Origin of the sequence: Paraburkholderia sp. EG304 (genome assembly GCF_046543485.1) — a bacterium.
GTDB lineage: Bacteria > Pseudomonadota > Gammaproteobacteria > Burkholderiales > Burkholderiaceae > Paraburkholderia > Paraburkholderia youngii.
This window is the reverse complement of the sequence record NZ_JBKGUA010000018.1, coordinates 131,779-156,786: the sequence shown is the minus strand read 5'-3', so window position 1 is coordinate 156,786 and position 25,008 is coordinate 131,779. Positions and strand designations below refer to the sequence as shown.

Annotated in this window: 16 protein-coding genes; 11 read left to right on the top strand and 5 right to left on the bottom strand. The window is 62.7% G+C overall.

Translation table 11 applies throughout. The annotated features are described in order from the left end of the window. Positions 1-307: 307 nt before the first annotated feature. Positions 308-604: a hypothetical protein gene (locus ACLFKU_RS22150; protein ID WP_410850491.1), complete on the bottom strand. Its 297-nt coding sequence runs from the start codon at positions 602-604 to the stop codon at positions 308-310. 441 nt (positions 605-1,045) lie between these two features. Between ACLFKU_RS22150 and ACLFKU_RS22145 the strand changes: the two genes are divergently transcribed. Next, positions 1,046-3,976, top strand: a complete 2,931-nt coding sequence (locus ACLFKU_RS22145; protein WP_410850490.1) for a winged helix-turn-helix domain-containing protein — start codon at positions 1,046-1,048, stop codon at positions 3,974-3,976. On the opposite strand, the gene ACLFKU_RS22140 is transcribed toward ACLFKU_RS22145, so the two are convergent. Beyond that, positions 3,946-5,490, bottom strand: coding sequence for an ATP-binding protein (locus ACLFKU_RS22140; protein ID WP_410850489.1), 1,545 nt, complete (start codon positions 5,488-5,490; stop codon positions 3,946-3,948). The two genes, ACLFKU_RS22145 and ACLFKU_RS22140, sit on opposite strands and share 31 nt — an antisense overlap. Before the next feature lie 364 nt (positions 5,491-5,854). Here ACLFKU_RS22140 and ACLFKU_RS22135 point away from each other — a divergent pair, with 364 nt between their 5' ends. The 7 genes from ACLFKU_RS22135 (at position 5,855) to ACLFKU_RS22105 (ending at position 18,889) form a co-directional block, all read left to right on the top strand. Further along, positions 5,855-6,535, top strand: coding sequence for a winged helix-turn-helix domain-containing protein (locus ACLFKU_RS22135; RefSeq protein WP_410850488.1), 681 nt, complete (start codon positions 5,855-5,857; stop codon positions 6,533-6,535). A 43-nt stretch (positions 6,536-6,578) separates the two neighbouring features. Continuing rightward, entirely contained in the window at positions 6,579-11,564 is a 4,986-nt protein-coding gene (locus ACLFKU_RS22130) for an AAA family ATPase (protein WP_410850487.1), read from the top strand. A 15-nt stretch (positions 11,565-11,579) separates the two neighbouring features. After that, on the top strand, positions 11,580-13,886 hold the full coding sequence (locus ACLFKU_RS22125) for an ATP-binding protein (protein WP_410850486.1): 2,307 nt from the start codon (positions 11,580-11,582) through the stop codon (positions 13,884-13,886). Positions 13,887-13,924: 38 nt separating this feature from the next. Beyond that, positions 13,925-15,037, top strand: a complete 1,113-nt coding sequence (locus ACLFKU_RS22120; protein WP_410850485.1) for a response regulator — start codon at positions 13,925-13,927, stop codon at positions 15,035-15,037. Between the two features lie 221 nt (positions 15,038-15,258). Then, entirely contained in the window at positions 15,259-16,749 is a 1,491-nt protein-coding gene (locus tag ACLFKU_RS22115) for a winged helix-turn-helix domain-containing protein (RefSeq protein WP_410850484.1), read from the top strand. 5 nt (positions 16,750-16,754) lie between these two features. After that, on the top strand, positions 16,755-17,156 hold the full coding sequence (locus ACLFKU_RS22110; protein WP_410850483.1) for a response regulator transcription factor: 402 nt from the start codon (positions 16,755-16,757) through the stop codon (positions 17,154-17,156). A 26-nt stretch (positions 17,157-17,182) separates the two neighbouring features. Continuing rightward, entirely contained in the window at positions 17,183-18,889 is a 1,707-nt protein-coding gene (locus ACLFKU_RS22105; protein WP_410850482.1) for an FAD-dependent oxidoreductase, read from the top strand. 20 nt (positions 18,890-18,909) lie between these two features. Here ACLFKU_RS22105 and ACLFKU_RS22100 read toward each other — a convergent pair whose 3' ends face one another. Then, positions 18,910-20,490, bottom strand: a complete 1,581-nt coding sequence (locus tag ACLFKU_RS22100; protein WP_410850481.1) for a cation:proton antiporter — start codon at positions 20,488-20,490, stop codon at positions 18,910-18,912. A 49-nt stretch (positions 20,491-20,539) separates the two neighbouring features. Beyond that, on the bottom strand, positions 20,540-20,815 hold the full coding sequence (locus tag ACLFKU_RS22095) for a DUF1427 family protein (RefSeq protein WP_368582184.1): 276 nt from the start codon (positions 20,813-20,815) through the stop codon (positions 20,540-20,542). 282 nt (positions 20,816-21,097) lie between these two features. Between ACLFKU_RS22095 and ACLFKU_RS22090 the strand changes: the two genes are divergently transcribed. After that, positions 21,098-21,784: a hydrolase gene (locus tag ACLFKU_RS22090; protein WP_368582183.1), complete on the top strand. Its 687-nt coding sequence runs from the start codon at positions 21,098-21,100 to the stop codon at positions 21,782-21,784. 56 nt (positions 21,785-21,840) lie between these two features. Here the strand turns inward: ACLFKU_RS22090 and ACLFKU_RS22085 are convergent, their stop codons facing one another. Beyond that, entirely contained in the window at positions 21,841-22,776 is a 936-nt protein-coding gene (locus tag ACLFKU_RS22085; protein ID WP_410850480.1) for a LysR family transcriptional regulator, read from the bottom strand. A 145-nt stretch (positions 22,777-22,921) separates the two neighbouring features. Here ACLFKU_RS22085 and ACLFKU_RS22080 point away from each other — a divergent pair, with 145 nt between their 5' ends. Beyond that, positions 22,922-23,089, top strand: coding sequence for a DUF1427 family protein (locus ACLFKU_RS22080; RefSeq protein WP_368582181.1), 168 nt, complete (start codon positions 22,922-22,924; stop codon positions 23,087-23,089). Positions 23,090-23,117: 28 nt separating this feature from the next. After that, complete coding sequence (locus ACLFKU_RS22075; protein ID WP_410850479.1) at positions 23,118-25,007, top strand: amidohydrolase; 1,890 nt, start codon at positions 23,118-23,120, stop codon at positions 25,005-25,007. Position 25,008: the final 1 nt, after the last annotated feature.

Below are 25,008 nucleotides of genomic sequence, written 5' to 3'. Positions count from 1 at the left end.
GGCCTGCGCATCATATTTGTTTGCGGTTTGGACGTGGGATTGTATGCGATGGACAGCGCAAGATCATCCGCACTCGGCCGAATGACCAAGGTGCCGCGCTCAACGGTCGCTCGATGACCATGTGATGAGAGGCCGCTTCGTGTCGGGCTGAGTCCATCCGCGCTTCGAACTCATCGCCGTAAACCGGTCATTGGTATTTCGCCTCCCGACAGCGGCCGGTCGCCAACGCGCACTCACGACCGGTATCGGTCGATCGTCGCAACAGTGCCAACGTCTCTCACTCGTTCAAGCGCGGCCATCGAGGCTGTCAATTGCGACCTGGCCAGCTTGAGTAGTTTGCGGGCGAAATCGTGGTGAGCAACAGACCGGTCTCAGCCAGAATGGAGGCCAGCTCGTGCGGACGGGCGAGCGCATCGCGCAGCAGCGTGCCGAACTGCGTCGAAACCGCGTCGCCGTTCGACAATCGCTCGATCAGAATCTCGAGATTGCGCCCGTATGTGGAATCCGGCTCCCATGCTCCGTGGTCCCTCGGGAGTTGGGCAAGCGACGCTGCTGCCTGCGATGCGAGTCGGGAAAGATCAATCCTCGACATGCGATACATCAAGTTTTGACGTCGGACGCGGTAGCGCACACGCAACGGCCATGGCGGCCTGCTTTGATGCGTTGCGTGATGTCAGGCCGGATGACACGCATCCACCGAAGGGCAAGTAAATCAAATAATTTCGTATAGCTTTCGTTTATGTTTCGTTTTAGTTATATATTCCGTCGCTAGTCGCGAGGGCTGCCAGGTACCGATTGCATCCAATGCGGCAGAACGCGTGCGCGTCTAATGCATCACCCCGCGAACCGAGCTAATCTGTGCAACACTGGGTAAGAATCTTCAAGAAATCGTTTCGCGGGCGGGGCATCATTCAAGCGCGTGACCGCGAGCAATGCGGTCTGACTGACGAGAGTCAGATTTATTCGTGTGGCGGAGCTTTGAGGGTATGTCGAGCCCGCCATCGGCACGTGCGTCGCTATTGATATCCATTGACGTCGCAGCATCATGATCAGATTCGGCCACGTTGAAGTCGACATAAGTAGGCGCATGGTACGCAAGGGCGACGAGGTCCTGCACGTCGGGTCACGCGCATTCGAAATTCTAGCGTTCCTAGCCTGCTCCAACGGACGGCTCGTCGCGAAAGACGAACTGATGAGCGCCGTCTGGCCGGATACGGTCGTCGAGGAGAACAACCTCAAGGTGCACCTTTCGGCGCTGCGCAAAGCGCTCGGTGAAGATCGTGACTGCATCGTCACTGTGCCGGGCCGAGGTTATCGGCTGATCCAGCATCCGGCTGCATCGCTGCCGTCCGAAAGCGCTGCGCCAAGCGACACACTGTGCACGTTGCCGCCGTTGGCAACAGGATTGATCGGCCGCGATGCGGACATCGCGCGGATTCGCGCAGCCTTCGATTCGGCACCCGTTCTGACGCTGACTGGCGCTGGCGGTATCGGAAAGACGACGCTGTCGATCGCTGTCGCGCACCAGATTGCCGAAGTGCACTCCGAGCTTGTCTGTTTCGTCGAACTGGCGGGACTGACGGAAAGGCAGTCGATCCTCGCGTCCATCGCGCAAAGCTGTCACCTGTCTTCCGACGGCGACGTTCCTTGCGTCGACATGATCGCGGCGATGCTCGCGGACCATCCCCGGACGCTGGTTCTCGACAACGCCGAGCACGCGATTGCTCACGTGGCCGAGATCGTCGAAGCGCTGACGGACGGTAACCCTGCGTTGCGCGTTCTGGTCACGAGTCGGGAGCCATTGCATATTCCACGGGAAAGGACCATTCGCATCGAACCTCTCAGCGTGCCCGCGCGCGACGCCTCCGAACAGGAGGTCCTTGCGCAGTCTGCAGTCCACCTTTTCCTCGCGCGCGTAAGGGCGCTAGGGGGAAAGCCCAGCTTGGACAAAACAGAAACGTTGATGGCTGGCGACATATGCCGTCGGCTCGACGGTATGCCGCTGGCAATCGAACTGGCGGCAGGTCGCGTCTTTTCGTTCGGTATCAAAGGCGTCTATCAGCGCCTCGACGACCAGATGTCGATCCTGACGGGCGGCTATCGCACCGCGTTGCCACGCCATCAGACGCTTCGTGCCACATTCGACTGGAGTTTCGCGCTGCTCGATCCAGGCGCTCAGGCTCTGTTCCGGCGACTCGCGATGTTCGGGGGTGCGTTCACGCTCGAAGCGATGTGCGCCGTCGCGTGCGATTCGGGCTTGACTATCGGTGCCGCGATCGATGGGATCTGCGAACTCGTGGCAAAGTCGATGGTAAGCGTCGGCCTCGAGGGTCCGGTCGCAGAGTACAGGATGAATGAATCGACTCGAGCGTATGCGCTCGAGATGCTTCAGGCAAACAACGAAACACAGGAAATCGCATCGCGTATCGCGCGCTATTTCGCGTCGCGTTTCGACGCGGGGGTGGGCCGTACGTATTCGCTGCAACTGGCGGACGGCTCCTCTGAGCTGCGGCAGACGCTCGACGATGCGCGTGCCGCGTCCGAGTGGGCATTTTCCGCTGGCGATCTGCATCTCGCCGTCGAGCTGACGTCGACGTTGACGGGCGTCCTGCTGCGTTGCTGCCTGATCGAGGAATGCGCCGCGCGAGCGGAACGTGCGGTGTCTGCGCTCAGCGAGTTGCCGGCCCGAGCGATAGATGCCGTGAGCGAGATGCGTGTTCGAGCGGCGTTGGCTGCGACGTTGCCTAATCTGTGTGGTCCGATCGGGCGTTGCGCGCAACTTTGGAACGAGGTTCTCGATCTGGCCATCTCGTCCGCTAACGACGATTTTCAGGCTCGTGCGTACTGGGGGCTCTGGAATGCCGCGCTATACGGCGGCAACGTGCACGACGCAATTGATTATGCGCTGCGTTTTCAGACCTTCGCGCGGGACCGCGGTCATGCATGGCAGGAGACGCTGACAAGCCTGCTTGCCGCAGTCGCGCAGCACTGCTCCGCGCAGCACGATCTTGCGAAGTCCCGGATCGAAGCGGCCATGCGGCATCTCGCTCTTCACCCGGACGAAGCGGAGCAGATCACGAGCTTCGCCGTCGATCCTCTTGCCATCTGCTACGGCACGCTGGCGCGCATCGTCTGGTTGCAGGGCGATGCCGAAGAGGCGTTGGAGTACGTCGACCAGGGCGTCAACCTGATCAGGCCGGAGACGATGGAGCCCTGGCTCACGCATGTGCTCGGCGTGGTCGCCGTGCCGATCGCATTGCTCTCGGGCGATTTGGGGCGCGGCCGCCGCTATCTGGAGATCATGCGCTCGCAGACGGCACTGCACGGTTTCACGATCTGGCGTGAGTACGGCAATTGTCTCGGCGGCTATTGCGATCTTCTCGAAGGAAAGATTGAAAGTGGCTTGCCGGTGCTCGAGGCGTCGCTGGATGCGCTGATTGCACGAGGCTTCAGGCGCCTGATTGCACCCTTCGTCGTTGCGTGCGCGGAGGGGCTGATCGCGCGCGGCCGCTTCGCCGAGGCTTCCGCGCGACTGCACGATACGTTGGCATTCTGCGGACGGCACAGCAAGCTGTTCTTTCTGCCTGAAGTATGGCGGGCGCTTGGTCTCGTCGCGCAAGCGCGAGCCAAGCTCGAGCCGAAGGGAGGCGATGCGTGGTGCGACGCACTCGTCGAAGCAAGAGGCTGCTTCCTGGAGGCGATGCAGTTATCGCAACAGCAGGGCGCCCGGATGTTGGAGCTGCGTGCTACAGCCGCGATGGCGCGGCTGCTGGACGAGGACGGGAAATCGGCAGATGCACTGGTCCTGCTGCAAGATCTTTCAGGCGGCTTCGATCGCGGCAGCGCAAGCGCAGATGTCCAGGCACTGTTCGAACTGATCGATGCCTTGGGCGCTCGTCATGCGGAACAAGTCGAGGATGGCGCGGCTGAGGTCGCGCCGGCCCGTCAGACGGCGGGCATTGCGTCACTCGCATAAGCCCCGACAGAAAATGCCTGCAACGCGGCGCCGTCGGGGACAAGTGCCGGAGAGTGTTCGCCGATGTGGCGGGTATGCCGCTCGAAAATCGTGCGGCTTTCTCCGGCCGCGAGCAGCTTTTCACGACCATACGCGCGAGCTGCGGCCCACAGGTAGTACCGCGCCTCCGCGCCATCGAACTGGACTTCGATGAGCGACTTGTCGATAAGCTCGCCGACACAATCCATCACGGCTTCAGCCGGGAGAGTGGCGTCGCGTGCGATCCGGGACGCCGCTTCGGCGCAGAAAGCGTGGCCGAAGACGCTCAGACGCCTGAACACCGTCTGCTCGCTGATGTCGAGCATGTCGAAGCTCCAGTCGAGCGCTGCCCGCAGGGTCCGATGTCTGGGCTGAGCGGTCCGATACCCGCCCGCGAGGTACAGCAGAGGTTCGTCGAGCCCTGCGCAGATGCCGTGCAGGCCTAGTGCACACGCACGGCCCGCCGCCAGTTCGAGCGCCAGTGGGATGCCTTCCAGACGGCGGCATATTTCTTCGACGAGCCGGAGGCGATCGTGATTCATATCGACGTTCACGCCGTTCGAACTGAGCCGGTTCAGGAACAGACGGACAGCCGGGGAGCGGAGTATGGCTTGCGGGTCGTCGCGGGAGTCAGCTAGCGCCAGCGGGCCGACACGATAGACGACTTCGCTCGATACGCGCAGACGGAACCTGCTGGTGACGAGGATCATGGCCTGGTGACCGGCCTGGCCGATCAGTCCGACGATCTCGGCCACGTGTTCCACGACGTGCTCCGCGTTGTCGATAACGAGCAACCCGCGCATTCTTGCCAGCACATTGGCGACGCTCTGGATGTCGGGTTCATCGTCGTGCAGTCGGAGTCCGCAGGCCTCGACGAACGCACGGATCACCGCATGGCGCGTTCTGTGCGCGGCGAGTTCGACAAAGTGGACATCGACGGCCTGCTCGCTGGCGAACTGGTGCGCGATTTCCCGGGCAATAGCTGTCTTACCGATGCCGCCCGCGCCAATGAGCGTCAGGACCGGTGCCGAGGCCATCATCGAGCGTATTTCGGCGATCGCGGATTCCCGACCGAGCAGCGCTTCGCTCGTCCGCGCCTGATAGGGCTCAGGCGCGAGCGTGCACTGACGGCGTGGCAAATGCACGATCGTGCCGCCGGACACTGGCGAGACGAGCTGATAGCCGCGCCCCGGCACCGTCACGATCAGTTTTCTATCCGGGCCCAGCGCCTTGCGGATTGCCGAAAGCTGCACGTGGATATTGTTTTCCTCGACGATCGTATCGGGCCAGACCGCATCCATGAGTTCGTCCTTCGACACGATTCGACCACCTGCCAAGGCGATGGTAGCGAGCAACTCGAACGCGCGCGAACCGAGTTCCACCACTCTGCCGCCGCGGCGCAGCGCCCGGACGCCGAGATCGACGTCGCATTCGCCGATCTGGATGACTGGCGGGCGGGGAGCGAATGTTCGAAAGTCGGCTATCGCGTGATTCATGGCTAAATCGTCCGACGTTGATTGGGGTGAGGCCGGGCGCCACATGCCGGTTGGTCGTTGCTGGACTGTTGGCGCGCCGGCAGTGTCGAGACGGATGATAGGTGAGCGGTGTTTTCCTCCCGGTGATTGTTAAATTAACTTTTGTTAATCTACGGCCGCGCGAGAGCATTTCGATAGCGAATGTCAATGCCGCATCGCGTATGCATTCAACGCTTAAGGGAGCGTTAACGAAATTTAAGGGGTGTCCAAAAGAGCAATGCTCCGCTCTCGACGGATAATTGAGGCAAACGATCAATGCAAAGGAAGACTAGGCTTTGCGTGTGCCCTATTGCGCTGCGACCCACTGGAAACGCGAGTGGCTGGGATGAAGATTTTGTTAGTGGAAGACAATGTGCAAGTTGCCGGCTTTCTGAAGAAGGGGCTTGCGGAGGCAGGGCACGTGGTCGACTTTGCAGATAACGGCCGCGACGGCATGTTCTTCGCCATGCAGGGCGCGTACGATGCGATCGTCCTCGACCGCATGTTGCCGGGCGGAGTCGATGGGCTTGGTATCGTGACCGCGCTGCGGGCCACCGGGAGCAAGGTGCCGGTACTGATCCTGAGCGCCCTCGACGCCGTGGACGAGCGCATTCGCGGCCTGAAGGCCGGCGGCGACGACTATGTCGTCAAGCCATTCGCTTTCGGCGAGGTGCTGGCGAGGCTCGAGGTACTGATGCGCCGCTCGCAGAGCGACGTATTCGAGACCACGCTCAGGGTGGGAGACCTGTGCATCGATCTGCTTTCGCGAAGGGTGACGCGGGCCGGCAAGGCGATCACTCTGAAGCCGCGAGAGTTCAAATTGCTTGAATACCTGATGCGACATGCCGATCAGGTCGTCACGCGCACGATGCTGCTGGAAAATATCTGGGAATACCACTTCGACCCACAGACCAATGTGATCGACGTGCATGTGAGCAAGCTCCGGCAGAAGATCGATGCGGGGTTTGAGCGTTCTCTTTTGCGCACCGTGCGAAATGCCGGGTACATGCTGTCGGCCGACGCATGACTTCCAAAGCTCCGTGAAGCTGCGTATCGATACGGCAGCCGCCATGAACCTCGAAGAATCGAAAACGCAAACGCTGTGGGACGATGGTGTCCTCGTCCTCTCCCGCATCAGGACGCGAGGCGCCGCGCAAACCCGGCTGGCCGTGAGGCCATCGGCTGGACAACCCTCCGCGCAAACGCTGGCGTTGCTCGAGAACGCCTATGGACTGCGCGCGCGCCTCGATAGTCCCCGCTTTGCGCAACCGGACGTCCTGTTGCGGGAGCGTCAACGCATCACGCTGTTCCTCGACGATCCAGGCGGCAGTGTGCTGGCGTCGATGCAAACGCAATCCCTGGCGCTGGGTCACGTTCTTTCTATCGCAGCGAATGTCGCGGCCGCGCTCGAAGCCTTGCATCAACGCGACCTCGTCCATAGCGATCTTCGCCCCGCGCACCTGCTCGTGAACCCAAACACTGGGGCGGTCGCGCTCACGGGCTTTGGAATGACTGCCGCCGCCGCTCCTGAAGGCCAGGAAATCAGCCAGCCGGTGCTGTATGCGGACGCGTTGCCCTACGTCGCGCCCGAGCGTACCGGCCTCGTGAATCGGCGGCCCGATGGCCGTTCCGATCTGTATTCGCTGGGCGTTCTGATCTTCTGGATGCTCACGGGCAAATATCCTTATGTGGCGAGTTCACCGGCCGAATGGCTGCACTGCCATACCGCGAGAACACCCATTTCGCTCAAGGAATGTGCCGCCGACATTCCCGCTCCGCTAGCCGCGATCGTCGAGCGCCTGCTCGCAAAAGCCGCCGAGGACCGCTACCAGACAGCGCGCGGGGTGGAGCACGACTTGCGGCTATGTGTCGAGCAATTGCGGCGCGGTGGGCGCATCGAACCATTCTTACCTGGCGCGGCGGACAACAGATTGCTGATTCCTGAGCGCCTGTATGGGCGAGAAAAGGAAATACGAGCGTTGCGCGCCGTTTTGGACCGGGTCGCTCACAGTCGTCTCACGGAATTCGTTCTCATATCCGGCTATTCGGGGATCGGCAAATCGTCGTTGGTCGAAGAATTCCATCAGATGATTGTCTGTTCGGGCAGCCGGTTTGCCTCGGGCAAATTCGATCAGTTCAAGCGGGACATTCCGTACGCGACGATCGCGCGGTGCATGCAGGTGCTCGTAGAACAGGTCCTGGAGGAGGGGGAGCCCGACATCGCCAGGTGGCGAAAGCATCTTCAGGATGCGCTCGGTTCTCACGGGCAACTGATCCTCGATCTGATCCCCGAGCTCGAACGTGTCGTCGGTCCTCAGCCCGCCGTGGCGGAGCTTCCGCCACAAGACGCCCAGAAGCGGTTCGTCGCGGTGTTGACGCGATTCATCGGTGCCTTCGCCTTTCCGGCACAACCGCTGGTGCTGTTCCTCGACGATCTCCAATGGCTCGATTCCGGCACGATCTCGGTGCTCGAGGCACTGGGCAAGGCACCGGACATCCAGCACCTGATGCTCATTGGGGCCTTTCGTGACAATGAAGTAGGGCCCACGCATGCCTTGGCGGATGTTGTCAGGACCATTCGCGCGGGGCGGGTTCCTGTTCATGAATTGTTATTGGCCCCTCTTGGTGTGAGCGAGGTGGCGCGTCTCGTGCGCGACGCGACCCACAGCAGCACGCCACACACGGCGCAACTCGCGCAAGTCATGTTTGAAAAGACGGGGGGAAATCCGTTCTTCGCCGTCCAGTTCCTTCGTGTTCTGGCAGACGAAGGCTTTCTCAGCTTCGACCGGGCACGTCGCGAGTGGGCGTGGAATGCGGATCAAATCGCAAGCAGAGGGTTTCCCGACAGCGTCGTTGACCTGATGGTCGATAGACTGGGTCGTCTGTCCAGCTCGACTCGACGAGCGCTTGCCGACTTCGCCTGTCTCGGCGCCAGTGTTTCCACTTCGGTTCTCGCACGCGTGAGTGGCGAGTCGAGCGAGACAGTCGAGGCCGTGCTGGCGGAAGCTGCCTCACAGGGTATCGTCTATCGATTGACCGATGGCTACGCTTTCGTACACGACAGGATTCAGGAGACCGCCTACGCGCTCATTGCGGAGGCGGATAGAGCGAGGGCGCATCTGCGCATCGGCGCGATGCTGGATGGCGGCGACAGTGACCCTGACGTAGAACGGAATATTTTCGAAATCGTCAATCAATACAATCGCGCGATCGATGCGATCGACGATGTCGAGGTGCGCACCCGCGTGGCCGGACTTAATCTGCGCGCCGGACGCCGTGCGAGGGCGTCGGCTGCCTACGGTTCCGCGCTCACGTATCTGGCGCTTGGCAGCGATATTTTCGGTAGCGGGGCGTGGGACACGCACTATGGCGAAAAATTTTCGCTCGAGCTGCTTCGCGCAGAATGCGAATTCCTGACCGGAAACGCCGAGGGTGCCGACGCGCGCCTGTGCGCTCTTGCTGCCCAAGCGAATAACGTGCCCGACAAGGCTGCGGTGGCGTTTCTGCGCGTCACGCTGCATACGGCGCTCGATCGGATGCCGGCCGCCATCGATATCTGCCTCGACTATCTGCGTGATGTCGGCATCGATTGGGTCGCGCATCCTGCCCGCGAGGCGGCCAAAGCGGAGTTTGCGACGCTGCTCGGCCAAATCGGGCAAAGACCGATTTCGGCCCTGATCGACCTCCCTTTGCTCGAGGACGAGGCGTTGGAGGCGACACTCGATGTGTTGACCGCGGTCTTGCCCCCCGCGTTCTTTACTGACGAGAACCTGGTTTGTCTGGTGCTGTGCCGCATGGCGAACCTGAGCATCCGTCATGGGAACGCCGACGCTTCCTCGCTGGGCTTTGCCTATCTTGGCATGGTGGCGGGCCCAATTTTCGGCGATTACCGCGCGGGCTTCGAGTTCGGCAGACTGGGACTTTCGCTCGTCGACGAGAGGGGCCTTGGCCGGTTCAGGGCGCGCGTGTACATGTGCTTCGCCTATCACGTGATGCCATGGACGCAACCCATGCGCGCGGGACTCCCGCTGCTGCGGCGTGCCTTTGAAGCCGCGACGCAAAGCGGCGATCTCACGTACGTCGGCTTCAGCAGCTGCTGTCTCGTCACGAGTCTGCTTGCGGCCGGCGACGCGCTGGCCGAGGTCGAGGATCAGGCCGTCGAGCGTCTGCGCATCGTTCGCGCGGCGGGGTTCGGGCTGATCGTCGACATCATGACCGCGCAGTTGTCCCTGATTCGCGGGCTGCGTGGATCGGCGCCCTGGCTCGGCTCGGCCGAAGCGGACTATGCGGACGAGGCGAGCCTCGAGCAGCATCTCGAAGACGATCCGGCGCTCGCCATAGCAGCGTGCTGGTACTGGATACGGCAGCTGGAGGCACGTTATTTCGCGGGCGATATCGCAGGTGCGCTCGCGGCGGCAAACAGGGCCTCGCCATTGCTGTGGACTTCGTCGGGCCACTTCGAACTGGCGGAATACCATTTCTTTTCCGCGCTGGCGCGTCTGCAATCGCACGACACCTTGGCGCCCGGCGAGCGGGCTGCCAACCTGGCGGCTCTCGCCGACCATGTCGACAAGTTGCGCGACTGGGCCAGTCACAGTCCCTCGAACTTCGCTTCGCGCGCCGCGCTGGTCGAGGCCGAAATCGCTCGTACGGAGGCCCGCGAGTTCGAGGCAATGCGCTTGTACGAGCGTGCGATCGAGAGTGCTCGCGAGCAACGCCTGCCGCATGTCGAAGGCCTCGCCAATGAAGTCGCTGGCCGGTTCTACATGGAACGCGGGTTTGCAGCGATCGGCGCGGTCTACTTGCGCAACGCGAGGCTGGCCTGGTTGAACTGGGGGGCAATGGCGAAAGTCAGGTCGCTCGAGGCTCGATACCCCGAGCTCGCGGCGCAGGGCATCGGGAGTCCACAGAGCGGAGCGGTGGCGAATCAACTGGAGGTGGAGACGGTCGTCAAGGCGTCGCAGGCGATTTCGAGCGAGCGGGCCCTGGAGCGTCTAATGCATACGCTGATGTCGATCGTGCTCGAGCACGCGGGCGCGAGGCGCGCGTTGTTGATCCTGCCGCACGCGGAGCAGCTTTGCGTCGAAGCGGAGGCCACGGCAATCCGGGAGGGCAGCACGGTCAACGTGGAGCGCCGGGCCGCATCTTTCAAGGAGGTGCCGCTCGCGATGCTCCATCACAGCCTTCGTACGCGCGAACCGGTGCTGGTGGATGATGCCGCAGTGGAGAATCCGTTCGCGTCGGATGAGTACTTCGACGGCCGGCAGGCTCGCTCGGTGCTGTCCCTGCCGCTCGTCAAGCAGGCCCGGGTGATCGGCGCCCTGTACCTCGAGAACGAACTCGCGCCCGGCGCTTTTACGCCGTCGCGCATGGCTGTGCTCAGGCTGCTCGCTTCGCAGGCGGCGATATCGATCGAAAATGCCAGCCTGGAGGAAATCGAAGCGCTGCTCGACGAAAAAGACGCTCTGCTGCACGAGGTGCATCACCGGGTCAAGAACAACCTGCAGTTGATCAGCAGCCTGCTCAACCTTCAGGCCGGACGCACGGACGACCGCTCGACAGCGGAACTCCTGCTCGACAGCAGGAACCGGGTACGCTCGATGGCGATGGTTCACGAGAATCTCTATCGGGCCGGCAATTTTGCGCGCATCGATATGGCGTCGCACATCCGGAATCTGTGCGCGCATCTCTCGCGCGCCTATGAATTGAGCCGGTTGAACGTCTCGCTCGACGTGCTCGTCGACGACGTGCAACTCGACATGAATCGGGCCGTGGCTTGCGGGATGATCGTCAACGAGCTGGTGTCGAACGCACTCAAGCACGCCTTTCCGGACGGACGGCACGGGCGCTTGCGCGTCGAGCTGGCGTCGGACGATGAGCGCAGGTGCCGGCTCAGCGTGTCGGACGACGGCATTGGGCTGTCGCCCGATTTTTCTATCGAAGAGGCGGATTCTCTCGGGTTGCAGCTCGTTTCCGACCTTTCGCGCCAGCTGCATGCCTCGCTACAGATCGGTCGCGATACGGGCACGAGCTTCGTCATTCACTTCACTCTCTAACAGGCGGGCTTGATCATGGCGCCGGCGCGCATCCTCATTGTGGAAGACGATCGGGTGGTCGCACGCGACATCGCGCAACAGTTGACGCGCTGCGGTCATGCGGTTGCAGGCAACTGCGCGAGCGGCGAGGAGGCGCTAGCGGTCGCCATGCAAACGCCGCTGGACCTCGTACTCATGGATGTTCAGCTCGAGGGAGAGCTGGACGGTATCGATACGGCCCGACGCTTGCGCGAAGCGCTCAATCTGCCGGTGGTGTTCCTCACGGCGTACGCAGACGAAGAGACGGTGCGGCGCGCGACGGTGACCGAGCCGTTCGGTTATGTCCTGAAGCCATTCGACGACCAGCAACTGCGCACCGTCGTCGAAATGGCGCTGTACAAGCATGCCGCTGAGCGCCGCCTGCGCGAGAGCGAGCAGCGTTACGCGGTCACGCTTGCCAGTATCGGTGACGGCGTGATCGCGACGGACTGCGATTCGCTCATTACGCTGTTCAATCCCGTGGCCGAAGCGTTGACCGGATGGTCGCGAGAACAGGCGCAGGGGCAACCTCTCGCGAATGTTCTGGTGCTGGTCGACGAGGATACGAACACGCCATTGAGCGATGTCGGCACCGCGGTGCTGCGCAAGGGGGCGCCGGTCGATCTGCCGGCACGAACCAGACTGATTGGCAGACACGGGCGTGAAGTGCCGGTTGAAAACCGGCGCACGCCCATTGTCGACGATGCCGGTCAGGTCGTCGGCGTGGTGCTCGTGATTCGCGACGTGACCGAGACACGGCGCGCGGCCCAGGCGGAAATCCTGCGCGAAACCAACGAGCGTCTTGGCGCGGCCATGCGCGGGTCGAACGTCGGCGCATGGGAACTCGAACTGGCAGGCGTTGATGAGCGTCACTGGTCATTGCGCAGCTGGAATATCCGGGAGTGGCTAGGCTATGGCGACGATGCCTGCCCCGACAGTTTCGACGGATTCATGGCGATCGTTCACCCTGACGACCGGCTCCGGGTTGCCGAGATGTTCACCAGCCAGAACAGGGATTCCAGCGGCGCGATCGAGATCGAGCACCGCCTGCTTCATCGCGATGGCTCATGCCGTTGGGTGCTCACGCGCGGCACACAGCGCAATTCGGCAAGCTGTTCGCTCTGCCTGAGCGGCACGCTCATCGACATTACCGAGCGCAAGGCGCTCGAGGCGACGGTGCTGATCGCACGAGACGAGGCCGAAGCGGCGAACAAGGCAAAGGATCAATTCCTCGCCAACATCAGCCACGAACTCAGAACGCCGCTGAACGGCATCCTCGGCTACGCGCAGATCCTGCGCCGCGACGAGGCGCTCGGAACGCAGCAGAGATCGCGTGTGTTGGTCATCGAGCAAAGCGGGACTCACCTGCTGACGCTGATCAACGACTTGCTGGAGTTCGCCCGCATTGGCGCGGGCAGAATCGAACTGCAGCCGGGTGACGTGTTGCTTGCACCGTTTCTGGAAATGCTTGCCGAGCTGATCAGCGTGCCTGCCCGCGAGAAAGGCCTCACGCAGACCTGCATGATTGCGCCTCGCCTGCCGAAGGTGATCCGCGCTGACGAAAAGCGCTTGCGCCAGGTATTGCTCAACCTGCTTTCGAACGCGGTGAAATTTACGGACCACGGAGAAGTTGCATTCATGGTCGGACAGGGGCGCGCCGATAACGTGCGCTTCGAGGTACGGGACACCGGAATCGGCATCAAACCCGATCATATCGAGCGCATCTTTCAACCGTTCGAGCAGGCCGGCGATAGCGAGCGGCGCAGCGCGGGTGTGGGCCTGGGGCTGGCCATCAGCCAGCATCTGGTTCGACTCATGGGCAGCGAGATTCATGTGGAAAGTGAACACGGAAGAGGAAGCCGGTTCTGGTTCGATCTTGCCGTGCGAGACTCAAATGCAATGGCGTGCGACGCCGATGACACGAGCGGCACCACACGGCAAGACATCGACGCTGCGGTCGAAACGATGGCGCGCAACAGCGGAAATCGTGCGCTCGCGTCGGTGCTACCGGGGAACCCGTTCGCGGAGGCCGCGTGCGGGCCGGGTGATTCGGCGCCGGTCGCGGCGTGTCCTGGTCATCCCGACGCGTCCGCTACGCTGATCGTTCCAGCGCAGGAGGCCATCGAGGTTCTGCATCGCATGGCGTTGCGAGGCCAGATGCGCGACGTCATGAGGCACGCCGACTCACTGCTGGAAATCGATAGACGTTATGAGGCATTTGCCCTAAGGGTGCGCAAGCTCGCGGAAAGCTTCGAATCGCGGGAATTGCTTGCGTTCATCGAGCGGCATTTGGACGGGAAATAGTGGTCATGCCATATAGATCCAATAACAATCCGCCGCTCGTGCTGGTGGTCGACGATATGGCGTCGAATCTGGGCCTCGTGGTTGACTTTCTGGAAAGCAACGACCTGTGGGTCTCGATTGCCCGTGATGGAGAAGAAGCGCTCAGGCGGGCCGAACTCGTGTGCCCGGATCTGATCTTGCTCGATGTCATGATGCCCGGCGTGGATGGCTTCGAGGTGTGTCGGAGATTGAAGGCAAATCCGCAAACCAGTGAGATTCCGGTCATCTTCATGACGTCGCTTTCCCAGACGGAGGACAAGACGTCCGGCTTCGACGTCGGCGCAGTCGACTATGTGACCAAGCCGCTGCAAATGGCGGAATTGCTCGCAAGGGTAAAAACACACCTGAAGCTGGGGCGGCTGCAAAAAGCCCTCAAAGAGCAGAACGCGCGCCTCCAGGAAGAAGTGCGCAGCCGCGAAGCCGCGCAGGAAGCGCTGATCGAGATGATCCATAGCGTTCGCAACACGTCGAATGCCATCGCTCACGATTTGCGGACCCCGTTGACCGAGTTCCGTTCGAGGATGGAGGTGATGATCCTCGACCTGAAGAAGAAGGTCGATGTCGAAACGCTGGAGCGGTTTGAAAGCGCATTGGCTGACATCGATCGTGTCATCGGCATCTTCAACGCGCTTTTGCGGCTCGCTGAAATCGATGCGGGACTGCGTAACTCCGGATTTTTGCCCAGCGACGTGGTCCATATCGTTTCGGAAGCCGTGGAGTTTTATCAGCCGCTGGCGGAACTGCGCTCTCTCACCCTGTCGCTGCATTGCCCGGACAGTCTGCCCGCGTTGGTGGACCCTTTGCTGGTCGCGCAGGCGATCGGCAATCTGATCGACAACGCACTGAAGTTTGCGCGCACACGCGTCGATGTCGCGGTACGCGACTATGACGGCGTGATCGAGGCGAGCGTGAGCGACGACGGGCCAGGCGTTCCCGATGCCGAAAAAGACAAGGTAACCGAACGGTTCTACCGCGGTGACGCCAGCCGCGGGACCCCTGGCGTGGGGTTGGGGCTGGCCCTCGTCAAAGGAGTCGCGACGTTGCATCGCGGCGAACTTCGACTCGAGGACTGCCATCCTGGGCTGACCGTAAAGTTGACGCTAGCGCGCTGAGGCCAGCGCGCCGCGTGAAGGGTCGGGCTGCGCCCGGCCGGCGCGGCTCGACGACATGGGTCGAAGGGATCTTAGACCTATGGATAATGGTTCGGATTGCGTTCGCACACTAGCATACGTTCAAGCCCTGCCGCACTGCCGCCGAATCATGAACGCGGCAGTTGAATCTGGCAGGTTGGCCGTGCCGCAAGGCACCGGCGGACGTGTGGAGAGAGTGCGAAATGCTCAATTTTGGTCGAGTGACGGTCTCTCTCGAATGCCGTCAAGTGTTCGCCGATGGCCAGCCTGTGCATATCGGCGTGCGGGCGTTCGAGATCCTGGAACTTCTCATCGGTGCCGAGGGAGGGTTGGTCACAAAGGACGAGATCATGCGTACCGTGTGGCCGAACACGATCGTCGTCGAGAATAACATTCAGGTCCACGTTTCGACGCTGCGCAAGCTGTTCGGCGGCAAGTACGGCTGGATCCGGACCGAGGCGGGCAGGGGATACCGGTTCGCGCCGCCCGCCGACGGCACGCGCGCATCGGCATGGGATGCCGTGCCCGTGCCCGTGCCCGCTTCCGTGCCGCGCAAATTGCCGTTGATTGGCCGCGAAAGCGAAACCGCGGAGCTTCGGAGCCTGATCGAGCGGGAATTGCTCGTGACGGTGGTGGGCACGGGCGGGGTCGGCAAGTCGCACCTCGCTCTGGAAGCCGCTGCAGCTCTCGCGTGTTCGCGCGGCACCAGGGCGTGTCACATCGAGCTTGCCAACCTCGCCGGACGTGAAGCGCTCGTGGCCGCGGTACTGGGTGCGCTGCGTGGTTCAGTGCAAGCCTGCGAGGGCGGCATGGGTGACGTATTGCGCGAAATCGCCGCTCGCAAGTTCGTGCTCGTGTTCGACAACGCCGAGCGATGCGCGGATGATCTTGCGGGCATTTGCGAGGCGATCGCCGCGTCGAACTCGGGGGCGTCGATGCTCGTAACGAGCCGGGAGCCCTTGCGGGTCGCCTGCGAACGCATTTATCGGGTTGGCCCGCTCGCCGTCCCCGATGCCGGGGCGAGCGACAGCGATCTTGCGACGTGCGGCGCCGTCAGGATGTTCATCGCGCGCGCGCGTGCGGTTGGGGCGGAGTTCGTCGAGGACTCGAAAACGCTAAGGGCCATTGCGAGCGTATGCCAAAGGCTCAACGGCTTGCCCCTGGGCCTGGAGCTTGCGGCCGCACGTGCTGCGTCGCTCGGCGTCAAGGGGCTCGTCGCGGATCTGGACCGATCGCTGCTGTCGCTCTCGGGTGGTTTGCGCACCGCGCATCCGAGGCAACGGACGCTGCGGGCAACCATAGAGTGGAGCTACGAGCTTCTCAGCGAGGTCGAGCGTACCGTATTGCGGCGCCTCGCCGTGTTCCCGGGTACGTTCAGGCTCGAAGCTGCCTGCGCGCTCGCTTGCTGCGAGCAACTAGGCCGCGACGCCGTGCTTGACTGCGTGGTCAGCCTCGCGTCCAGGTCGTTGCTCGTAGTACACGCGACGGGCGAGTCGAAATGCTATTCATTGCTGGAGTGGGTGCGCCTCTATGCGCTCGAAAAACTCGAGCAGGGTGGTGAGCGCGCACATGTTTGCGATCGTTACCTTTCGAATGCGGGAGCCGAAACGTCGCTGGCCGCCACCCGTCGAGCTTCACCGATGGCGCTGACGGTCGCCGCGCGGTCGCCATATCGCGACACCTATATGGTCTAGATTAAATGGCTATTGTCTGCATCATCGATGACGACGCATTGATACGCAAGAGTCTGACGAGTCTGCTGAAGTCGGCCGGTCATACGGCCGCGCCGTTTGCTTCCGGAGAGGCGTTCCTCGCTTCCCCTCATGCCGGCCACTCTGAGTGCATTCTGCTGGACCTGAAGCTGAAGGGCGCGAATGGGCTCGAGATTCAGCGGCAACTGCTCGAACGGGGCGTCGATGCTCCGGTGATATTCATCTCGTCGCTCGGCGACGACGCGTCCGTTGGGCGGGCGCTGGAACAGGGCGCGCGTGCGTTCTTGCACAAACCCTTTTCGTCCGAAGAGATACTCGAGCTGATCGATCGTTTCACCCCGCGCCGCGTGCCCAAGGCTGGCAGCCGCGGCGACGCCGGCGAGGCATGAGCATGGTTGGAACAGGCGAGGCGCACATGACTGTCGCAGACGACACGAGCATCACCCCGCTCGAACCTGAAGTTCCATATTCGTCTCTGGAACATCGGGCGCACCAGATGTTTCCGCGTCTTTCCGGTACCGAGATTCTTAGCGCGAGCCGCTTTGCCCGCTCACGGTCGTTCAACGCCGGTGATTCGATTTTCCAGATGGGACACGTCGCCGATGGGCTGTTCATCCTGTTGCGCGGACGCGTGCGGATCTCTTCGCGCGACCCGCAAGGACATACCACGCTCGTAACGGAGCACGACGAAGGGCATTTCATGGCTGAAATGGCCCAGCTCACCGGCAAGCCTTCGCTCGTGGACGCGGTCGCGATGACCGGCTGCGATACGCTCGTGCTGAGGCCCGATCAGCTACGGGAGCTGATCATCGCGGATGCCCAGCTCGGCGAGCACATCATGCGCGCGTTGATCCTGAGGCGTCTCGGGCTCATCGAGCAGGGGCTGGGTCCCGTCATCGTCGGTCATGGCGACGACACGCGGCTGCTTCGTCTGCAAGGCTTTCTGCGGCGCAACGCCTATCCGGCCGCGGTGCTCGATGCACGCAACGATGCGGACGCCGTGGGGCTGCTTGCCGGCCTCACCTCGACTCCGGACGACTTCCCGCTCGTCTTTTGTCCGGACGGATCGGTCCTGAGAGCACCGGACGAAGTGGAACTCGCCACACGGCTCGGACTCGTGCCGACCTTCTGTGCTTCGCAATGCTATGACATCGCAATCATCGGGGCCGGGCCGGCTGGTCTCGCGGCTGCGGTCTATGCGGCTACGGAAGGCCTTTGCGTCGTGGTCTTCGACCAGCGCGCCCCCGGCGGCCAGGCCGGAGCGAGCGCGCGTATCGAGAACTATCTCGGCTTTCCTACTGGAATATCGGGGCAGGCGCTCGCGGCGCGCGCGTTCCAGCAGGCGCTGAAATTCGGCGTGCACGTGGCCATTCCGAGCGCGGTCACGCGTATCGAGCGCTCGCGAGGCCGCTTCATGCTCGGGCTGTCCGATCGCCAGTGCGTTCGGGCGCGCACGGTCGTCATTGCGAGCGGCGCCGCCTATCGAAAGCCTGCTATGCCCGGATTCGACCGCTTCGAGGGCGCCGGGCTCTACTACTGGGCATCGCCGATCGAGGCGCGTCTCGTGAAAGGCCATGACGTCGTGCTGATCGGTGGCGGAAACTCGGCGGGCCAGGCGGTCGTATTCCTCGCCAACTTCGCCAAGAGCATACGCGTCCTGATACGCGGCCATAGTCTCGAAGCGACCATGTCGCGCTACCTGATCGATCGAATCGGCGCGCTCTCGAATGTCTCCATTTGCACGGGATGCACGCTCGAATCACTGGAAGCGAACGACGGGCGTCTCGCGCGCATTCGGGTTCGCCATCGGCAATCAGGAGCCGAGATCATCGAGACGCGGTATCTGTTTCTGTTCATCGGCGCCGACCCGAACACCGACTGGCTGGCGTCGCTCGGCGTTCGACTGGACGAGCGTGGATTCGTCCTGACCGGGCGCACCGAGGCCAACAACGGTTCGGCGTGTCTCCCACTGGAGACGAACGTGCCGGGCCTTTTCGCGATCGGCGACGTGCGCTCTGGCGCGCCGAAACGGGTGGCCGCGGCGGTAGGAGACGGCGCGGCGGTCGTGAGCCAGATTCATGCGTGGCTCAGTCGAGATGCAGAGGAGAGCGAGGTTTCCTGAACGGTACGGGGAGCGCCTCGCTACGGTTCGAGCAGGCGTAAGAGGCGCAGCTCCTCGAGATCCAGTTCGGACTCGATGCGATGCAGCACGCCGTCGTCCACCTTGCCGTCACGATGGAGATCGAGCAACGCCTCGCGCGACACGCCTACCAGATCGAGTTCGACGCGCAGAAAGCCTGCGCGGTGCGCGACCCGCTCCGCGCCCGAGGCGTGCGCGTCTTCGTTCGCCGCGACGCGGACCCGGTACTCGGCGAGCAGGCGATCGAGCGTCGCGCGGTCCAAGCCGGAGGTGCGCTTGCCGGTCTCTTCGAGCGCGGCGAGCGCCGCGCCGAACGTATGCGCCCGCGCCTCATGCTCGGACATGGTGTGACGTGCGCTCGGGCGCAATTTCAGCAAGCGGATGAGAGGTGCCAGGCTCGCGCCTTGCACGACGAGCGTCGCGATGATGAGCAGGAAAGTACTGAAGACGATCAGGTCTCGGCCCGGAAAATTACCCGGCAGCGCAAGCGCCGCTGCGAGGCTGACGACGCCGCGCATGCCGGCCCAGCCGAGCACGACCGCCTCGGCGAACGACCACGGCTGGCCGCCCGCTGTCCCCGCACGGATGCGGCCCGGTAGCCAAAGCGCCGCGAATACCCACAGGAGGCGAGCGACGATCGCCGCCGCGGTCGCCGGCAACGCGACGCGCAGGCCCGCCATCAATACAGCGCCTTCGTGATTCACGCGCGCGAGTATGCCGTGCAGTGCGAGCCCAATCAGGATGAAGACGAGCGCGTCCAGCACGAACACGATCGCCTGCCAGGTCGCCTTGGCCTTGATGCGCATGTCGGCGTCAAAGACCCGATGCTGGCGGATGCCGAGCACGAGGCCACAGGTCACGACGGAAAGCACGCCTGATCCGTGCACGGCCTCGGCGACGCCATAGCTCGCCCATGCCGCCATGAAGGTCACGACGATGCCGAGCATGGGATCGTGCAGACGCGGCAGCACCCAGCACATCGCCTGGCCACAGACCAGACCGACCGCGATGCCGATTAGCGTCAGCATGAAGAACAGGCCCGTTCCACCCGCAACGGTGACCGTGGCCGCCAGCGCCGCCGAGACCGCTATCTGGTAGAGCAGCAGGCCCGAGGCGTCATTGACGAGGCTTTCTCCTTCGAGCACCGCTACGAGTCGTGCGGGCAGCGGGTTGCGCTGCAGGATCGCCTTCGCGGCAACGGCGTCGGGAGGCGAGACGATCGCACCCAGCGTGAAGCACGCGGCCCATGGCAGGGCAGGATTGAAAGCGTGCACGGTGGCGGCGACCGCGACCGTCGTGAACGTTACAGCCCCGAGCACGAGCGAGACGATCGTGCCGATTGACTGCCGGAATTCCTTCCACGCCGTGTAGAACGAGCTCGACATCAGCAGTGGCGGCATCACGGCCGCGAGCAGCAGGTCGGGGTCCATGTCGGGCACGCGCTTGCCGGCGACTGCAATCACGCAGCCGCCCGTCAGTAGCACGACCGCAGGCGGGATGGCGGCACGAGCGGCGAGCCAGGTCAGCGCGCCCGCGCCGCAGATCAGGAGCAGCAGGTATTGAAAGAGCTCGACGTTGTTCATTCGTGTACCGGCGGATCACGCAGCGTGCACGAGTGTGAGTGGCAGCCCATCACGATGATCGCTGGTCTCTTGGGGCCGCGTCGGATGCGTGAGCGCCTGGCAGCCGCCCGAACATGTGCTGGCTGCATTTGGCTTCGCGCCATGCCGCGCCCAGATGCAGGCCCGATAGCACCTGCCGTGCGAGCGGAAGTATCTGCTCGCCTGCCAGCATGCCGAGCAGGCCGAGCAGCGCGATCGTGGGCGGGGCCGGCGACTGCACGCCGATCGCAGCGTAAACGATACCGGCGAGCAAGCCGGCGCAAAGCGAAAGGAAGTAGGGTTTCATGTTGCGGATCTCGTTGACTAGCATCGGGTTGCGCTGGCTCTGCGTGGAAAAGTCGTTGAAAGCGTATCGGCTTCCAGAGCCTAAGAGAAGGCCGATTAAGGTTTATTAAGGGTAAATTTTTTGAATTAGATTAATTCGATTTTTTAGTTGTTGGTTTCCCGCCTTTTCATGTCAAATGCATGCAGCTGGACGACACCCTACCAGCTCAGCGCACATTGGAATCCTCCCGATCATTGCGGCGAGGTGGATTTTTCTCCCACCGGTTCAAAGGACATTTAAATCATGAGTAATCCGAAACTTGAAGTGCTGACCCCGCAGAACAGTCAGCTGATCATCATCGATCAGCAACCGCAAATGGCTTTCGGCGTGCAGTCGATCGACCGTCAGGTGCTGAAGAACAACGTGGTCGCGCTCGCCAAGGCGGCCAAGGTCTTCAAGATTCCGACCACGATCACGACGGTCGAAACGCAAAGCTTCTCGGGTTTCACGTATCCCGAACTGCTTGACGTATTTCCTGATCACAAGCTGCTCGAGCGCACTTCGATGAATTCGTGGGACGACCAGAAGGTCCGCGATGCGCTCGCCGCAAACGGCCGCAAGAAAGTGGTCGTGGCGGGCCTGTGGACGGAGGTCTGCAATACGACTTTCGCGCTCTGTGCAATGCTCGAAGGCGACTACGAGATCTACATGGTGGCTGATGCATCGGGCGGCACGTCCAAGGACGCGCACGACTATTCGATGCAACGCATGGTGCAGGCCGGTGTCGTGCCCGTCACGTGGCAACAGGTGATGCTCGAATGGCAGCGCGACTGGGCGCACCGCGAAACCTACGACGCGGTCATGGCGATCGCCAAGGAACACTCGGGTGCATACGGCATGGGCGTCGACTATGCGTACACGATGGTCCACAAGTCCCCGCAGCGCACGAGCGTGCAGCACGAGTTGCTCGCAGCGGTGCCTGCGAAATAAACGCGTTCGTCACGATTGCGGGAGCTGTCGCGTCGCGTTCCGTTCGAAGGCGTCGCTCACTCCCGCGTCAAAGGCTCGGACATGGCCCAGGGAGCGTGTGCCAGATGTTCAACGAGAAAGTTGATCAACACGGTAACGCGTGTGGTTCGAAGCATGCCAGGCGGCGTCATCAGGTTGACGTCGACGTCGGCGACTTTCCAGTCGCACATAACATGCTCGAGCTCGCCACGCTGCAGCGCGTCCCACACCAGATACTCGGGCTGGACCGCGAGGCCACGCCCCGCGATCAACGCCGGCAGGATCGCTTCGGCATTGTTGGTGCGAATGCGCGCGTGCAGCGGCACCGTGTACTCGTCGCCCGATACCGTGTTGCGAAAGCGCCAGTATTCCGGCATTTGCAGGTTCGTGTAGACGAGGCTCTGATGGCGCTCGAAGTCGCGCGGGTGCGTCGGGCGCCCGTGCTGCTCGAGATAGGCAGGCGCTGCGACGACCGGCCTGCGCACCGCGCAGAGTCGCCTTGTCCGCAACGAGGAATCACCCAGATCGGCAATCCGGATCGCGATATCGATACCGGCGGACACGATGTCGACCAGCTCGTCGCTGAGCACGAGATCGACGTCGACGCTCGGGTAGCGCTCGAGAAAGCCAGGGAGCAAGGGTGCCAGATAGCGCAAGCCGAACGACGCAGGGGCGGCCATGCGTACGAGCCCGTGCGGCTCGAGCGCGAGAGCGGACGTTTCGCTCTCGAATATAGCGGCGTCCGTAAGCAGCTGGATCGCCCGGTCACGCAGCGACTCGCCTGTCGCCGTGAGCGACAGTTTGCGCGTCGTGCGGTACAGCAGCATTGCGCCGAGGCGTTGCTCGAGCCGGGCGATCGCTTTGGAGACTGTCGGTTTCGAGATGCCAAGCAGTTCGGCGGCTTTCGCGAACGAGCCGGTCTCGGCAACACGCGCGAAGATGGCCCAGGCTTCGAGGTCGGGTAGGTTTTTCATGTCGGCAGTCGAATCGAAGAAGGTATGACATATCTCTTCTTGAGATAAGGACCGCCAAATACTACCGGGAAATAGCGAGCCTGACCCGGCGGCTTTAACCGGAATGTGATGGCTTGCATTCCGATCTGACAGTGAGAGTGAGCGTATGGAATCGTATCTGGTGTCACTGGGTGCGGGCGTGCTGATTGGCGTGATCTACAGCGTGATCAAGGTCCGCTCGCCGGCGCCGCCGATGATTGCCCTCATCGGACTGTTGGGCATGTTGATCGGCGCCCAAGCCGTTCCATCCCTCAAGTCGTTGTTCGGCTTTTAAACGTATTGAGTCAAGCGAGGAAACGCACATGAGTGCCACCAGTACCCAACCCGATCTCATTCTTCATAACGGACAGTTCACTACACTGGACCGTTCGAATCCGGTCGCCACCGCGGTGGCGATTGCCGACGGCCGCTTCGTCGCGGTCGGCAGCGATACCGAGATCGTGCCGCTCGCAGGCAGCGCGACGAGAGTCATCGATCTCGCTGGCCGGCCCGCGCTACCCGGCCTGATCGACAACCACCTGCATCTGATCCGCGGTGGCCTCAACTACAACATGGAGCTGCGCTGGGACGGCGTGCGCTCGCTCGCCGTCGCCATGGAGATGCTCAAGCAGCAGGTTGCGATCACGCCCGCGCCGCAATGGGTGCGCGTGGTCGGCGGCTTCACCGAGCACCAGTTCGTGGAAAAGCGCCTGCCAACGCTCGAGGAGCTCAACGCGGCGGCGCCGGATACCCCGGTGTTCATCCTGCATCTGTACGACCGCGCACTGCTCAATGCAGCCGCGCTGCGTGTGGTCGGCTATACGAAGGACACGCCGGAGCCGCCGGGAGGCAAGATCCTGCGCGACGGCGCGGGCAATCCGACCGGGCTGCTGCTCGCCAATCCGAATGCCGCGATCCTTTATGCCACGCTCGCGAAAGGCCCCAAGCTGCCGGCCGAGTATCAATACAACTCGACGCGCCATTTCATGCGCGATCTGAACCGGCTTGGCGTGACCGGTGCAATTGACGCTGGCGGCGGATCACAGAACTACCCCGACGATTACGAAGTCATTCGCAAGCTGCACGACGCGGGCGAGATGACCATTCGCATCGCGTACAACCTCTTCACGCAAAAGCCGAAGGCCGAGAAAGAGGACTTCGTGAACTGGACCAGCTCGGTCAAGTATCACGACGGAACGGACTATTTCCGCCACAACGGCGCGGGCGAGATGCTCGTGTTTTCGGCGGCGGACTTCGAGGACTTCCGCGTGGCGCGCCCAGAGCTGGCGCCCGAGATGGAGGACGAACTCGAAGGCGTGGTGCGCGTGCTTGCGCAGAATCGCTGGCCGTGGCGGCTGCATGCCACCTACGACGAAACTATCAGCCGCGCGCTCGACGTGTTCGAGAAGGTCAACAAGGACATTCCGCTCGAGGGCATCAACTGGTTCTTCGATCATGCTGAAACTGTCTCCGAACGTTCAATGGACCGCATCGCGGCGCTGGGTGGCGGCATCGCGGTCCAGCACCGCATGGCCTACCAGGGCGAATACTTCGTCGAGCAATATGGCGCGCGCGCAGCCGAAGCGACCCCGCCGGTCGCGAGGATGCTGGAGAAGGGCCTGAAGGTATCCGCCGGCACCGACGCGACGCGAGTGGCGTCGTACAACCCGTGGGTGTCGCTTGCGTGGCTCGTGAGCGGCAAGACGGTTGGGGGCTTGCGCATGTATCCGCAGCGCAACCTGCTCGACCGTGAAACGGCTCTGCGCATGTGGACGGAGTACGTCACGTGGTTCTCGAACGAACAGGGCAAGAAAGGCCGCATCGCGGTCGGACAACTCGCCGACCTGATGGTGCCGGACCGCGACTTCTTCAAGTGCGCCGAGGACGATATTGCCGATACGACCGCATTGCTGACGGTGGTCGGAGGCAGGATCGTCTGGGGTGCGGGCCCGTTCTCGCAGTATGACCTTCCGATTCCCCCGGCGATGCCCGACTGGTCGCCGGTGCGCGAGTATGGCGGCTACGGCGGCTGGGGCGCTACGCAGCGCAGCGGCGCACCGCTGCAAGGAGCCGCCGCGGCGGCGCTGTGCGGCTGCGCGAGTGCCTGCAACATGCACGGCCATGCACACGCACGCGCATGGAGCAGCGCGTTGCCGACCTCTGACGCGAAGGGCTTCTGGGGCGCGTTCGGCTGCTCCTGCTGGGCGGTCTGAG